The sequence below is a fragment of the Nocardioides sp. URHA0020 genome (genome assembly GCF_000620705.1).
GTDB lineage: Bacteria > Actinomycetota > Actinomycetes > Propionibacteriales > Nocardioidaceae > Nocardioides.
On record NZ_KK211166.1, the window covers coordinates 14,352 to 27,225 of the forward strand.

The following is a 12,874-nucleotide window of genomic DNA, read 5'->3' on the forward strand; positions in this document are numbered from 1 at the left end:
CGCGCTGCCCGGCGGAGTGTCCATCATGGCCCGTTCGTGGCTTCTGTGGGGTGCACGCAGCCTGGTCGGGTCGCGTCTCCGCCACCGCTCGTGGCAGGAAGTGTCGGCAGTTTGGCGCGATGCCGGCTTGTCGGTCGATCTCGCGTGCGCGAGATTTCTCGGCTCCGGACGGAGTCCGCACCTCCCGCGGCACCGCCTTCGAAGATCGGAACCAGGACGCCATGTCACTGCCCCAGCCCACCACGGCAACGGCGCACGCAGCCCTCGAGATCGCTCGCGCCCACTACTCGCCGGCACTGTTCAACCACTGTGTTCGCTCGTACCACTTCGCGGCTGACGCGGGACGTCGACTCGGGCTCGAGGTCGACGACGAGCTGCTGTTCGTCGCGGCCGTCCTCCACGACATCGGCCTGGTGGCGATCTTCGACTCCGCCACCGAGCCGTTCGAGCAGGCGGGCGGACACGTCGCGGAGATCTTCACCTGGGGTGCTGGTTGGTCCGAAGCGCGCCGCGTCCGGACTCGCGAGGTGATCGTCGCTCACATGGCGGACCACGTGGACGCGGAGGTTGACGTCGAGGGTCACCTGCTGGGGATCGCGACCGGGCTCGACATCAGCGGCCGAGACGTGGAGCTCTGGCCCACAAGCGTTCTCGTTCGAGCCCTTCGCGAATATCCCCGGCTCGATCTCACCGACGTGTTCGCGGGGTGCTTCGACGAGCAGGGCAGACGCAAGCCGGACAGCCCCGCAGCCGCCGCGGCGCGCAGCGGCGTCCGCCAGCGACTGGAGGACAACCCCTTGAACGACCTGCAGGCAGGGATCACCGCCAGGTCCTGAGGGATGACCGCATCCCCGCGCCCGGATCCCGCCATTCCCCGGAACGACTGCATCGGCGGGCCCGTTCTTGCATACTCCACGGCATGACGAACCAGCCCAACGGCATGGACGGTGCGACGCCGTCCCTCTACGCGTTCGTCGGGACGGTCCTGCTGGCCGTCGCGGCAGCATGCTGGGTGAATCTTGACGAGGACCGCGAGCTCTTCGCCATCCTCACGGCCGTCTTCGCGGCCCCGGGTCTGTACCTGGTGATCGCCGGCGCCGTCGCCCGCGGGATCGTCACCGCTCGGCGCTGAGAGTCCGGTCGGCGCGCCTCGCGCCGCCGAGGCCGGGCGCGGACCGCCTACCGCCGCGACAGCGTCGCCAGGAGCGCCGTGAAGTCGGCGCGACCTTCCCCGAGGCGACCGAAGAACGCCCGGTCGACGGCCTCGACGTCGACCACGGCCCGGTTGGCGAGGGCGACCCCCGCAGGGGTGGCGGCGAGGGAGCGGGCTCGGGCGTCGGTCGGGTGCGGACGCCGTACGACGTGGCCCGCCGCCTCGAGGGCTCGCAGCACCTGGCTGGTCATCATCGGGTCGGTGCCGGCGTGATCGGCCAGGTCGCGCTGGGTGATGGTCTCGTCGGTGTCGAGCCACACGAGCGAGGCGAGCAGCACGAACTGGACATGGGTCAGCCCGTGCGGCTTCAGTGCGGCCCGCTGGGCGGCCTGCCAGGTGTTGGTGACCCGCCACAGGAGCAGGCCGGTGCTGTCCGGGGCGTCGGCGTGCTCGGTGGCGAGCCGCCCCTCAGCCACGGCCGACCGCGGCCTCGGCCTCGGCCTCGGCCTCGACCAGGGCGACCAGTCGGTCGAGGTCGGCCTGCGCCGACTCGCGGAACCCACCGCCCATGATCCGCGACCAGAGCCAGGCGAGCGGGCCCGACATGGTGACCAGGACGCCGAGCTCGGTGCCCGCTTCCGTCGGCTCCGCGGTGTGCTGGAAGACCAGCGTGGCGCCGGGGAGTCGGGTGGTGTCGGTGTACTCCCGGCCCGGCTCGCACGCCGAGACGGTGAACCGGACGGCGGGTCCGCCGGCCGGCTTGAGCCGACCGCGGGTGCCGGTCCGGACCGGTCCCTCGACTCGGACCCACTCGGTGTCGGGGCTCCACTGGGGCCAGCTGTCGTGGTCGATCCACCGGGCGAAGAACGCGTCGGGGTGGGCGGTGGAGGAGGTGCGGCCCCGGCCGAGCTCGATCGTCATGCAATTAGTATGCGCGCATATCAACTGTCGGCGCAAGCGATCTCACCCCCGTCCAGACCCCCCGGGCGCGCTCAGATCTGCGACTGGACTCCCGCGAGCAGCTGACGGCCGATGACGATCCGCTGCACCTGGTTGGTGCCCTCGTAGATCTGGGTGATCTTGGCGTCGCGCATCATCCGCTCGACCGGGTAGTCGCGGGTGAAGCCGTAGCCGCCGAGCACCTGCACGGCGTCGGTGGTCACCTGCATCGCGACGTCGGAGGCGAAGCACTTCGCCGAGGCGCCGAAGAAGGTGAGGTCCTTGTCGCCGCGCTCGGACTTGCCGGCGGCGGCGTACGTCATCTGGCGGGCGGCCTCGACCTTCATGCCCATGTCGGCGAGCAGGAACTGCAGGCCCTGGAAGTCGGCGATGGACCTGCCGAACTGCTTGCGCTCCTGGGCGTAGCCGAGCGCGTAGTCGAGAGCACCCTGCGCGATGCCGACCGCCTGCGCGGCGATGGTGACGCGCGTGTGGTCGAGGGTGCGCATCGCGGTCTCGAAGCCGGTGCCCTCGGCGCCGATCATCCGGTCGGCGGGGATGCGCACGTTGTCGAGGTAGACCTCGCGGGTCGGGCTGCCCTTGATCCCGAGCTTCTTCTCGGGGGCACCGAAGGTGACGCCCTGGTCGGCCTTCTCGACGACGAACGCCGAGATGCCCTTGCTCCGCTTCTCCGGGTCGGTGACGGCCATGACGGTGTAGTACTCCGAGACGCCGGCATTGGTGATCCAGCGCTTCACGCCGTTGAGCACGTAGCTGTCGCCGTCACGGACAGCGCGCGTCTTCATGCCCGCGGCGTCCGAGCCTGCGTCGGGCTCGGACAGGCAGTACGAGAAGCCGCCCCGGCCCGCGGCGAGCGCGCCGAGGTACTGCTGCTTGAGCTCCTCGGAGCCGGCGAGCTGGACCGGCAGCGACCCCAGCTTGTTGACCGCCGGGATCAGGCTGCTGCTGGCGCACGCCCGCGCGACCTCCTCGATCACGATCACGGTCGCGAGCGCGTCGGCACCGGCGCCGCCGTACTGCTCGGGCACGTGGGGGGCGTGGAAGTCCGCGGCCAGCAGCGCGTCGGCCGCCTCCTGCGGGTAGCGGGCGTGCTCGTCGACGTCGGCGGCGTACGGCGCGACCTTGGCGTCGCAGAGCGCCCGGACGGCCTCGCGGATGGCCTGGTGCTCCTCGGAGAGGGCGAACATCGGGAACTCGGACATGACACACACCTTCGGACGCGGTGAACAAGATCGGTACTGAGTACCATACTCGCAGGACTTGATACCGGCCCCGGCCGGCCAGCAGAGAGAGGCGCCCATGACCGTGACGACGCGCGACCGGCTGGTCGACGCCGCGATGGCGCTCTTCAGCGAGCGCGGCTTCGAGGCCACCAGCATCGAGGACGTGGTGGCGCGCGCGGGCACCGGCCGCACGACCTTCTTCCGCCACTTCCCCACCAAGGAGGACGTGGTGTTCCCCGATCACGACGGCCTCCTGCTCCAGGTCGACGCGCGACTCGCGACCGGCACCGCCGCGACCGCCTCGACCGCGCTGCGCGAGGCCGGCGGGCTGGTGCTCGAGCACTACCTGGCGGAGGGTGACACCGCCCGTCAGCGCTACCGCCTCACCCGCAGCGTGGCGCCGCTGCGGCAGCGTGAGCTGGCGAGCGTGCACCGCTACTTCCGGCTCTTCGCGGGCCACCTGCGCGGGTGGTACGGCGAGTCACCGGACGCCGTGCTGCGGGCCGAGCTCACGGCCTCCGCGGTGATCACGGCGCACAACCACGTGCTCCGCGCCTGGCTGCACGGCGACGACGACGAGCCGCGCGCCCGGTTCGCCGCCGCCCTCGACCAGGCCCTGGGCACCGCCTCCCCCGGCGCGGCGGCGCCGCTCGCGGTCGTCGTACGCGGCGACGCCTCCGACGTCGACGCCGTCGTGGCGGAGGTACGCCGAGCCCTCCTGGGCGGACGGCAGAGCGGCGAAGGTTCTGCCCCGGCGACCGGCAGCGACTATCGTTGAGCACCAGGAGCCACATGGACCACTTGCGCCACCGCCTCAGCAGTGCGCACGGACGAAGGGGCGGTGCCATGGCGCCGGTCGGGACCCATCTGAGACGAGGCGTCGTCGCCACCCTCGGAGCACTGCTCGTGGGCAACGCCCTCGCGGCTGCCACTGAGGCCGCGGAGCCACCCACCCCCAGCGCCTCGCCGGTGGCGTTCTACACCCCGGTCGACGGCGGTACGACGGCCGGCAAGGTCCACGTCGTGCTCGGGGCCGACCCGGGCGTGACGGCGGTCCAGCTGGCCGCCAGCACCAACAACGGCGCCAGTTGGCAGCCGATCGGCGGCCGATTGCTGCGCCGTACCGGCTCCACGGTGTTCGAGACGACCTGGCAGTCGGCCGGCAACGGACCGGTGCGCCTGCGGGCCACCGGCTACGACAGCGCCGGCGCACCGGTCGGGGTGGACGCCGAGGAGTCGGTCACGCTGGCCGCGAGCGCCAGCCGCTTCGCGTTCACCAGCCCCGGCGCCCGGACCTCGCAGGTCGGCGTCTTCAAGCGCGCCGACGGCCGCTGGTTCGCCGCGGTCTCCGGCACCACGACCGGAGCCGTCGGGCCCGTCGCCGACGCACCGCTGCCGCCGACGGCGACCGCCACCGCGGCGGCGTCCAGGCTGCGCAGCCCGAGCGGCGTCTACGACAGTGCGGCTCGGACGTTCACGGTCCCCGTCGAGCTGTCGGCGTACGCCGCCCAGTCGCCGGCGCCCAAGCGGGTGCCGGTCCGCCTGAGCGACGGCACCTCCACCGAGGCGGTCGACGCACCGACCTACCCCCAGACCATCAGCGCCGTGCGGTCCACCACCACCACGCTGCCGGGGACCCGCGCCGTCACGATCACGACGCGCGTGACCGACCAGTACGGCCAGCCGGTGGCCGGCGCACCGGTCCGGCTCGTCGGCTACTCCTCGGGAGCCGCTGCGGGCGTGCGCGCCACGACCGTCACCGCCGTGACCGACGTCCTCGGTCTCGTCGCCTTCCCCGGCCCGGGCACGACGACGGGCTACCCCACCGGCTACTACACGGCGTACGTCGACCTCGACCTCGACCGCAGGCGCGACGCCGGGGAGCCGGGCTACCAGACCGTCGTGGGCACCGTGTCCTTCGCGGCACCCGGCCGGGCGTTCTACCACAACAACACCCCCATCGCCGGCGCCGGCGGCGTGGTCGCCGACTCGCTGCGCGGCACCCGCGACGCGGCCGCCCACGGCTACACGTGGATCGACCAGGACGGCCAGCTCTCCTACCGCTCGCACGCAGCGCTGCGCCGCGGATCGGCCCGGGTCTCGCGTCCTGCCGACCTGAGCTGGGTCAACGCGCACGGCGCCCCCTTCAACCCGCGCTGGCTGCGGAAGGGCCGCTTCGAGACGCACTCCTGGTCGTCGATCCGCCGACACCGGGGCCTGCGCAACGCGGTGATGACCTTCAAGCAGAACGCCGTCTACGGCATCTCCGTCGAGTGGGAGGTCAAGGACATCCGGCCCTTCACCACGAAGGTCGCCCTCGACGCAGCCTTCACCAACCTGGCGGCCGCCGCGCAGCGCGCCTACGGGACCGGCTGGCAGTCCCGGGTCCAGGTGAAGATGCTGTCGAGCCTGTCCGGCGGACAGGCGCGCGCGCTCAAGGTGCTCAGGTCGGCCCGCGCTCACGGCTTCACCACGATCTACCTGGCTCGCGGCAACGCCGCTCGCGTGCAGATCCCCGCCTCGGCGCACCGCTACGTCACCTACGTGCGCGGCGCCAGGTCCGGCCTCTATGCTCCGGTGCCGCCCGTCGGCCAGGACGCCCCCGTCGTCGTGACCGGCCCGCCGCCGGTCACGAACCGTCCGTGAGCACCTCGTGACCGGGTGGCAGGACCCGGAGTCCGTGAGACTCATGCTCGACGACTGCGAGACCTGGGCGGTCGTGGGCCTCTCGGGCAACCCGGCTCGTACGGCGTACTCGATCGCCGGCCTGCTCCAGCAGCGCGGCAAGCGGATCGTGCCGATCCACCCGTCGGCGCCGACCGTGCTCGGCCAGCAGGGCTACGCGACGCTCGCCGACGTGCCCTTCCCGATCGACGTCGTCGACGTCTTCCGGCGCTCCGCGGCGGCCGGCGCGTTCGCCGACCAGGCCGTCGCCGTCGGGGCGCGCGGCGTGTGGTTCCAGCTCGGCGTCATCGACGAGTCGGCGTTCGCGCGCACCGTCGCCGCAGGCGTGCCGATGGTGATGGACACCTGCCCGGCCATCGAGTGGCGGGCGCGGGGCTGACGTGGACGACCTCCGGGTGCCGGCCGGACCCGGGATCCCCGACGGCCTGGTGATCCCGGCCGGTGAGCTCGTCGAGCGGTTCAGCCGCTCCCCCGGGCCGGGCGGACAGTCCGTCAACACCACCGACAGCCGGGTGGAGCTGGAGTACGACGTCGCCGGGTCCGCGGCGCTCACCGACACCCAGCGCGAGCGGCTGCTGCGGCGCCTGCCGACCTCCGTCGTCCGGGTGGTGGCGTCCGAGCACCGCTCGCAGCACCGCAACCGCGTCGCCGCACGCGAGCGGCTCGCCGAGCTGCTGCGCGAGTCCCTCGCACCGCCGCCGCCGCAGCGCCGTGCGACCAAGCCCACCCGCGGCTCCAAGGAGCGGCGGCTCGACGCCAAGAAGCAGCGTGGTCGGACCAAGTCGCTGCGCGGGCGCGTCGAGGACTCGTGAGCCCGGCCCGACCTAGCGGGTCTCGACCGCCAGCCGCGCGCTCAGCGCGACGAACGACGCCGCGAACGCCCGACGGATCCGACGCACCAGCCGCGGCCGGGTCAGCACCCGGTCGCGCAGGGCGGCGGCGCCCACGCCGTACGCCGCGAACACGACGAAGGTCATCGCCATGAAGACCCCGCTGAGCAGCAGCATGTGGACCAGCTGGTGGGCGGAGCCCGCGGGGACGAACTGCGGCAGGAACGCGAAGAAGAAGATGGTCAGCTTGGGGTTGAGCAGGTTGAGCGTGATGCCCGAGGCGATCACCTGACGACGTGACGCCGGGCCGCCGTCGGCGTCGACCGTCAGCGCACCGGTGTCGCGCCAGGTCGACCAGGCCATCCAGAGCAGGTAGGCGACCCCGAGGTACTTGATGGTCTCGAAGGCCACGCCGCTGGCGTGCAGCACGGCAGCCAGGCCCGTGACCGCGGCCAGCAGGTGCGGGAGGGTGCCGAGCGTGCAGGCGAACGCGGCGAGCACGCTGGCCCGGGTGCCGCGGGCGAGCCCGGTCGCGATCGTGTAGAGCGCGCCGGTGCCGGGCGTCGCGACGATGACCAGTGCCGTCACCAGGAACGCCAGGCTCATGGAGCGACCTTACCGCGGTGCGGACCGTCCGGACCGGGCCCGGAGCAGGTGCGCTCCGCCGGTCTCCGTGCCGCCCGGACGACCGAGGAAGCGCTCGCGGATCTGCGGGCGGTCCAGGTCCTCGACCTCGCCGAAGCCCAGGTCGTCGAGGAGCCGGTGCAGGGCCCCGGTGTCGAGCCCGGCGGTCAGCGGCTCGCCCACGGCGGCGACGCGCGCGAGCAGGTCGGCCCGGTCTCCCTGCGCCGTGGCGAGGAGGTCGTGCACCGGGTTGGTGTAGTCGAGGACGACCTCGCCGCCGGGCACCGACGCGATCGCGCGCAGCGTGACCGTGACCGCGTCCAGGGTCAGGTAGGGCACCACCCCGAGCCACAGGAAGAACGCCGGCTCGCCCGCGTCCAGACCGGCCTCGACCAGGCGCGACGTCAGGTCGTCGGTCTCGAAGTCGACGCCGACGTAGGTGACGGTGTCGGGCACCGCGATGCCCGCCGCCGCGAGCCGCTCGCGCTTCCACGCGCCGGTGGCCGGGTGGTCGACCTCGAAGACCCGGGTGCCGGCGTACGGGTTGCGGTAGGCAAAGGTGTCCAGCCCGGCGCCGAGCACGACGACCTGCCGGGTTCCGTGCTTGACGGCGGCCGCCAGCGCGTCCTCGGCGAAGCGGTGCCGGGCGGCGATGAAGACGCGGAGCCGCGCGCGGTCCGTGGCCTCCGGCTCGGCGAGCACCGCCTCGCGGTCGACGCCCAGGATCTGCCAGGCGAGCGGGTCGGCGAAGATAGCCCCGCCGTCGAGGTCCTGGTGCACGGCGCGGTAGACCGCGGCCCCGAAGGCGGTCCGGCTCGGCTCACCCTCGCGCACGGGCAGCGCTCTCCCGCACCGCAGCCGCGAAGGCGCGCACCAACGGGTGCACCGGAGCACCGGCCAGGGCCCCGATGTGCGGCTGGAACATGCTGGCGACGTAGAAGGGGTGGTCCGGGAACTCGAGCACCTCGGCCCCCGCGTCGTCCGCCGTCGCACCGACGACGACGCCCGCGGCGACCAGCCTCCCCACGACCTCGGCGGTGGGGGCGTAGTTGCAGAAGTGCATCCCGGCGAAGGGCTCGGGGACCCAGCCGGCGAAGCGGCTCCCCGGCACGGGCGTCACGAGGCACTCCTCGCCGTACAGGCTGCACGCCAGCGCACCGACGACGTTGTCGTCGGCCTCTCCGTCGGACTCCGCGTGGGTCGCCCGCTCACCGAGCACCGAGCGCACGAACTCGATCACGGCGTACTGCATCCCGCCGCACGACCCGAGGAACGCGATGCCGCGCTCGCGCACGACCGACAGGGCGCGCAGCACCGCATCGTCGTCGGCGTACGGCGAGCCGGGCACCAGCCAGACGCCGTCGTACCGGCTGATGCCGAACGCGGAGTCGCTCGGCACCCAGGTCGTCTCGACGCCGAGCTCCGCCAGCTGGGGCCGCAGGGCGTTGAGCTCCCGGTGGCTGCGATGACCTCGGTCCTCGCCGAGCAGCGCGACGGTGCTCACTCGCCGGCCAGCCGAGCGATCTCCTCGTCCACGACCAGCGGGTCGAGCTTGGTGAAGATCGGGGTCGGCTTGCCGATGGGCGTGCCGGCCACGAGCGGCTTGCGCTCCCAGGCGGGGACGGCGGTGTAGTCGCCGGTGATGATCGGGTACGGCGCGCCGCCGTCCAGGTCGTCGACCTCCTCGATGCGGGGCATCGGGGCGATGTCGCCGGCGCCGCCGAGCGCCCGGTCGACCTCGTTGGCCGCGAACGGCAGGAACGGGCTGAGGACCAGGTTGAGGTCGGCCACGCACTGCGCCATCACGGACAGGATGGTGCCGAGCCGCTCCCGGTCCGCGGGGTCCTTGGCGAGCTTCCACGGCTCGGAGTCCGAGACGTACTTGTTGACCTCGGCCACCGTGCGCATCGCCTCGCCGATCGCCTGCTTCTGCCGGTGCCGGGAGATCAGGTCGCCGACCACCGCGAAGCTCGCGTCGACGGTGTCGAGGATCGTCCGGTCCTCGGCGCTGAGCTCGCCGGCCTGCGGGATCTCACCGAAGTTCTTGGAGATCAGCGTCGCGGTGCGGTTGACCAGGTTGCCCCACCCGGCCACCAGCTCGTCGTTGGTACGGCGGACGAACTCCGCCCAGGTGAAGTCCGAGTCCTGGGCCTCCGGGCCGGCCGCCGCGACGAAGTAGCGGAAGGCGTCGGGCTGGTAGCGGCTGAGCAGGTCGCGCACGTAGATCACGACCCGCTTGGAGGAGGAGAACTTCTTGCCCTCCATCGTCAGGAACTCGCTCGACACGACCTCGGTCGGCAGGTTGAGCTCGCCGTACTCGCGCGGCTTGCCGCCCTTGTCGCCCTTGCCGGAGTAGGCCAGCAGCTCGGCGGGCCAGATCTGGCTGTGGAAGGTGATGTTGTCCTTGCCCATGAAGTAGTAGGACAGGGCCTCGGGGTCGTTCCACCACTGGCGCCAGGCGTCCCTGTCCCCCGCCCCGGACTCGGCGGAGCGGCGCGCCCACTCGATCGAGGCGGACAGGTAGCCGACGACGGCGTCGAACCAGACGTAGAGCTTCTTCGTGGGGTTCTCGCGCCACCCGTCGAGAGGTACGGCGATGCCCCAGTCGATGTCGCGGGTCATCGCCCGCGGGCGGATCTCCTTGAGGATGTTCTGGCTGAAGCGGATCACGTTCGGCCGCCACGTCTCCGAGGCGGCCCGCTCGTCGAGCCACTCCCCCAGCGCCTCGGCCAGGGCCGGCAGGTCCAGGAAGAAGTGCTGGGTCTCGATGAACTCCGGGGTCTCGCCGTTGATCTTCGACCGCGGGTTGATCAGGTCGTGCGGGTCCAGCTGGTTGCCGCAGTTGTCGCACTGGTCGCCGCGCGCGCCGTCGTACCCGCAGATGGGGCACTCACCCTCGATGTAGCGGTCCGGCAGGGTGCGGCCGGTCGAGGGCGAGATCGCGCCGTACGTCGTCTGCTCGACGAAGTAGCCGTTCTCGTAGACGCCGAGGAAGAGCTCCTGCACGACGGCGTGGTGGTTGCGCGTCGTCGTGCGCGTGTAGAGGTCGTACGTCAGCCCCAGGGACGCCAGGTCCTCGGCGATGATCCGGTGGTTCTGGTCGGCCAGCTCCTGGGGGGTGACCCCGGCCTCGTCGGCGGCGATCAGGATCGGGGTGCCGTGCTCGTCGGAGCCGGAGACCATGAGCACGTCGTGGCCCGCCATCCGCATGTACCGACTGAAGACGTCGGAGGGCACGCCAAAACCGGCGACGTGGCCGATGTGGCGCGGGCCGTTTGCGTACGGCCAGGCGACGGCGGACAGGACTTTGCTCATGGCAGGAGTCTAGGGATCGACCGCCACGTCATTTCTACCGGCGTCGCTCGCCCCGGGGTCAGCTGAAGTCGAGGTCCTCGGTCCGGCTGCGCTTGAGCTCGTAGAAGTGCTCGAAGGCCGACAGCGTCACGAACGCGTCCCACATCTGGCCGGCGTCCTCGCCCTTCGGAGCCTTGCTGATGACCGGCCCGAAGAAGGCGTGCCCGTTGAAGGCGATCGTCGGCGTGCCGACCTCGTTGCCGACCTGGTCCATGCCCCGGCGGTGCGAGTCGCGGATCGCGTCGTCGTACGACGAGTCGTCCATCGCGTCGGCGAGGGCCAGGTCGAGACCTGCCTCCTCGAGCGCCGACTCGATCATCGCGCGGTCCTTGTCCTGCTTCTGGACGTGGATCCGGGTGCCCAGCGCCGTGTACAGCGGGAGCAGCGCCTCCTGCCCGTACTTCTGCTTGGCGGCCTGCACCACGCGCACCGGCTGCCAGGCGGTCTTGAGGAACTCGCGGTACTCGTCGGGGATGTCCTTGTCCTCGTTGAGGAACGCGAGGCTCATGATGTGCCAGGTCACCTCGATGTCGCGGACCTTCTCGACCTCGAGGATCCAGCGCGAGGTGATCCAGGCGAAGGGACAGGCGGGGTCGAACCAGAAGTCGGCGTTGGTCTTCGGCGCAGTGGTCATACCTGGTGCAAACCCCTGGGCCGGTCGACTATTCCCGATCAGCCCAGCAGCGACAGGCCGAGGCCGGCGAGCGCGCAGACACCCAGGGTGCGCAGCACCGACCAGCGCAGCGGGAAGACCATCACCAGGGCGACCGGGATGAGCACGAAGGACTCCCACACGTAGGAGTCCCACACGGGCACCAGCAGCCCGAGGTGCTGCCGGCCGAGCCGACGGACCTCCGCGAAGAGGGTGTGCAGGGCGAAGTAGAGCGCGAGGTTGGCGATCACGCCGACGACCGCGGCCGTCACCCCCGTCAGCGCGGCCGACAGTGCGGCGTTGCCGCGGAGGCGCTCGACGTACGGCGCACCGAGGAAGATGAAGAGGAAGCTCGGCACGAAGGTCACCCAGACCACGATCACCGACGCCAGCACGCCCGCCATCCACGGGTCGAGGCTGCCGGGGTCGCGGTAGGCACCGAGGAACGCCACGAACTGCACGACCATGATCAGCGGGCCGGGCGTCGACTCCGCGAGGGCCAGCCCCTTGGTCATCTCGCCGGCCGTCAGCCAGCCGAACGTGCCGACCGCGGCCTGGGCGACGTACGCGAGCACGGCGTACGCGCCGCCGAAGGTCACCAGCGCCATCCCGCCGAAGAAGACGCCCTGGTCGACGAAGACCGACGGTTCGCTGTCCGCGACGACCCACGCGATCGCCACCGGCGCCACCCACAGCACCAGGCCGACCGTCAGGATCACCAGGTTGCGGCGGGCCGACGGACGCACGCGGTGCAGCCCCTCGTCGGCCACCAGGGGCGCGTCGCCGCCGTCCGCGTCGAGCCCGGTGCCCGCCACCATGACGTCGGGGCGCAGCCGGCCGACCAGCCAGCCGACCGCCCCGGCGCCGATCACCACCAGCGGGAACGGCAGCGCCAGCACGGCCAGGGCGAGGAACGCCGCGACCGCGATCGCCACGAGGGCCGGATGGCCGAGCGCGCGACCGCCGATCCGGAAGACCGCCTGGACGACCACGGCGACGACGGCGGGAGCGAGCCCGACGAAGAGGCCGGTCACCAGCACGTTGTCGCCGTGCGCGACGTACACCGCCGAGAGCACCAGGAGCGCGACGAAGCCGGGGAGCACGAAGAGCACGCCGGCGATCAGCCCGCCGGCCCATCCGTTGAGCAGCCACCCCGTGTAGACGGCCAGCTGCTGCGCCTCGGGACCGGGCAGCAGCATGCAGTAGCTGAGCGCGTGCAGGAAGCGACGCTCGCCGATCCACCGGCGCTCGTCGACCAGCTCGCGCTGCATCACGGCGATCTGGCCGGCCGGCCCACCGAAGGTCTGGAGCGAGATCAGGAACCACGCCTTCGTCGCCGTCCGCAGCGGGACGAGATGGCGTCCGGGATCGCTCACGCGCTCATGATGCCCGC

The 12,874-nt window shown here is 72.0% G+C and carries 15 protein-coding genes; 6 read left to right on the top strand and 9 right to left on the bottom strand.

Going from position 1 to position 12,874, the window contains the following annotated elements; translation table 11 throughout:
- The first annotated feature begins 221 nt into the window (after positions 1–221).
- Positions 222–836, top strand: a complete 615-nt coding sequence (locus N542_RS0104400) for an HD domain-containing protein (protein ID WP_036506452.1) — start codon at positions 222–224, stop codon at positions 834–836.
- Between the two features lie 83 nt (positions 837–919).
- Positions 920–1,132, top strand: coding sequence for a hypothetical protein (locus N542_RS0104405; RefSeq protein WP_028642890.1), 213 nt, complete (start codon positions 920–922; stop codon positions 1,130–1,132).
- A 47-nt stretch (positions 1,133–1,179) separates the two neighbouring features.
- On the opposite strand, the gene N542_RS0104410 is transcribed toward N542_RS0104405, so the two are convergent.
- The 3 genes from N542_RS0104410 to N542_RS0104420 form a co-directional block, all read right to left on the bottom strand.
- Positions 1,180–1,629, bottom strand: a complete 450-nt coding sequence (locus tag N542_RS0104410) for a MarR family winged helix-turn-helix transcriptional regulator (RefSeq protein WP_028642891.1) — start codon at positions 1,627–1,629, stop codon at positions 1,180–1,182.
- Positions 1,622–2,074, bottom strand: coding sequence for an SRPBCC family protein (locus tag N542_RS23365; RefSeq protein ID WP_051551393.1), 453 nt, complete (start codon positions 2,072–2,074; stop codon positions 1,622–1,624). Before N542_RS23365 ends, N542_RS0104410 begins: the two co-directional genes overlap by 8 nt.
- Positions 2,075–2,145: 71 nt before the next feature.
- A complete protein-coding gene (locus tag N542_RS0104420; RefSeq protein ID WP_028642892.1) occupies positions 2,146–3,315 on the bottom strand; it encodes an acyl-CoA dehydrogenase family protein in 1,170 nt (389 codons plus the stop codon).
- Positions 3,316–3,412: 97 nt separating this feature from the next.
- Between N542_RS0104420 and N542_RS23370 the strand changes: the two genes are divergently transcribed.
- From N542_RS23370 to arfB, 4 genes are all read left to right on the top strand, one after another.
- On the top strand, positions 3,413–4,114 hold the full coding sequence (locus N542_RS23370; protein ID WP_051551394.1) for a TetR family transcriptional regulator: 702 nt from the start codon (positions 3,413–3,415) through the stop codon (positions 4,112–4,114).
- A 68-nt stretch (positions 4,115–4,182) separates the two neighbouring features.
- Positions 4,183–5,982 carry a hypothetical protein gene (locus N542_RS0104430; RefSeq protein WP_028642893.1) on the top strand — a complete coding sequence of 600 codons (1,800 nt, stop codon included), beginning with the start codon at positions 4,183–4,185 and terminating at the stop codon, positions 5,980–5,982.
- A gap of 43 nt (positions 5,983–6,025) precedes the next feature.
- A complete protein-coding gene (locus N542_RS0104435; protein ID WP_051551395.1) occupies positions 6,026–6,400 on the top strand; it encodes a CoA-binding protein in 375 nt (124 codons plus the stop codon).
- Position 6,401: 1 nt separating this feature from the next.
- Positions 6,402–6,833 (top strand): alternative ribosome rescue aminoacyl-tRNA hydrolase ArfB, encoded by a 432-nt coding sequence (gene arfB, locus N542_RS0104440; RefSeq protein ID WP_028642895.1) that lies wholly within the window; start codon positions 6,402–6,404, stop codon positions 6,831–6,833.
- Between the two features lie 12 nt (positions 6,834–6,845).
- On the opposite strand, the gene N542_RS0104445 is transcribed toward arfB, so the two are convergent.
- The 6 genes from N542_RS0104445 to chrA are packed head-to-tail and all read right to left on the bottom strand — an operon-like array spanning position 6,846 to position 12,857.
- Entirely contained in the window at positions 6,846–7,457 is a 612-nt protein-coding gene (locus N542_RS0104445) for a LysE family translocator (protein WP_028642896.1), read from the bottom strand.
- 9 nt (positions 7,458–7,466) lie between these two features.
- Positions 7,467–8,309 (bottom strand): class I SAM-dependent methyltransferase, encoded by an 843-nt coding sequence (locus tag N542_RS0104450; RefSeq protein ID WP_028642897.1) that lies wholly within the window; start codon positions 8,307–8,309, stop codon positions 7,467–7,469.
- A complete protein-coding gene (locus tag N542_RS0104455; RefSeq protein ID WP_036506459.1) occupies positions 8,296–8,979 on the bottom strand; it encodes a glutamine amidotransferase-related protein in 684 nt (227 codons plus the stop codon). Before N542_RS0104455 ends, N542_RS0104450 begins: the two co-directional genes overlap by 14 nt.
- Positions 8,976–10,790, bottom strand: a complete 1,815-nt coding sequence (gene metG, locus N542_RS0104460; protein ID WP_028642899.1) for a methionine--tRNA ligase — start codon at positions 10,788–10,790, stop codon at positions 8,976–8,978. Before metG ends, N542_RS0104455 begins: the two co-directional genes overlap by 4 nt.
- Before the next feature lie 58 nt (positions 10,791–10,848).
- Positions 10,849–11,463, bottom strand: a complete 615-nt coding sequence (locus tag N542_RS0104465; protein WP_028642900.1) for a mycothiol-dependent nitroreductase Rv2466c family protein — start codon at positions 11,461–11,463, stop codon at positions 10,849–10,851.
- A 38-nt stretch (positions 11,464–11,501) separates the two neighbouring features.
- Positions 11,502–12,857 (bottom strand): chromate efflux transporter, encoded by a 1,356-nt coding sequence (gene chrA / locus N542_RS0104470; RefSeq protein WP_028642901.1) that lies wholly within the window; start codon positions 12,855–12,857, stop codon positions 11,502–11,504.
- Positions 12,858–12,874: the final 17 nt, after the last annotated feature.

Coding starts and splice junctions, on each gene's coding strand:
- N542_RS0104400 (WP_036506452.1), top strand. CDS start 222: ATGTCACTGCCCCAGCCCACCACGGCAACGGCGCACGCAGCCCTCGAG.
- N542_RS0104405 (WP_028642890.1), top strand. CDS start 920: ATGACGAACCAGCCCAACGGCATGGACGGTGCGACGCCGTCCCTCTAC.
- N542_RS23365 (WP_051551393.1), bottom strand. CDS start 2,074: ATGACGATCGAGCTCGGCCGGGGCCGCACCTCCTCCACCGCCCACCCC.
- N542_RS0104420 (WP_028642892.1), bottom strand. CDS start 3,315: ATGTCCGAGTTCCCGATGTTCGCCCTCTCCGAGGAGCACCAGGCCATC.
- N542_RS23370 (WP_051551394.1), top strand. CDS start 3,413: ATGACCGTGACGACGCGCGACCGGCTGGTCGACGCCGCGATGGCGCTC.
- N542_RS0104430 (WP_028642893.1), top strand. CDS start 4,183: ATGGCGCCGGTCGGGACCCATCTGAGACGAGGCGTCGTCGCCACCCTC.
- N542_RS0104435 (WP_051551395.1), top strand. CDS start 6,026: ATGCTCGACGACTGCGAGACCTGGGCGGTCGTGGGCCTCTCGGGCAAC.
- N542_RS0104445 (WP_028642896.1), bottom strand. CDS start 7,457: ATGAGCCTGGCGTTCCTGGTGACGGCACTGGTCATCGTCGCGACGCCC.
- metG (WP_028642899.1), bottom strand. CDS start 10,790: ATGAGCAAAGTCCTGTCCGCCGTCGCCTGGCCGTACGCAAACGGCCCG.
- N542_RS0104465 (WP_028642900.1), bottom strand. CDS start 11,463: ATGACCACTGCGCCGAAGACCAACGCCGACTTCTGGTTCGACCCCGCC.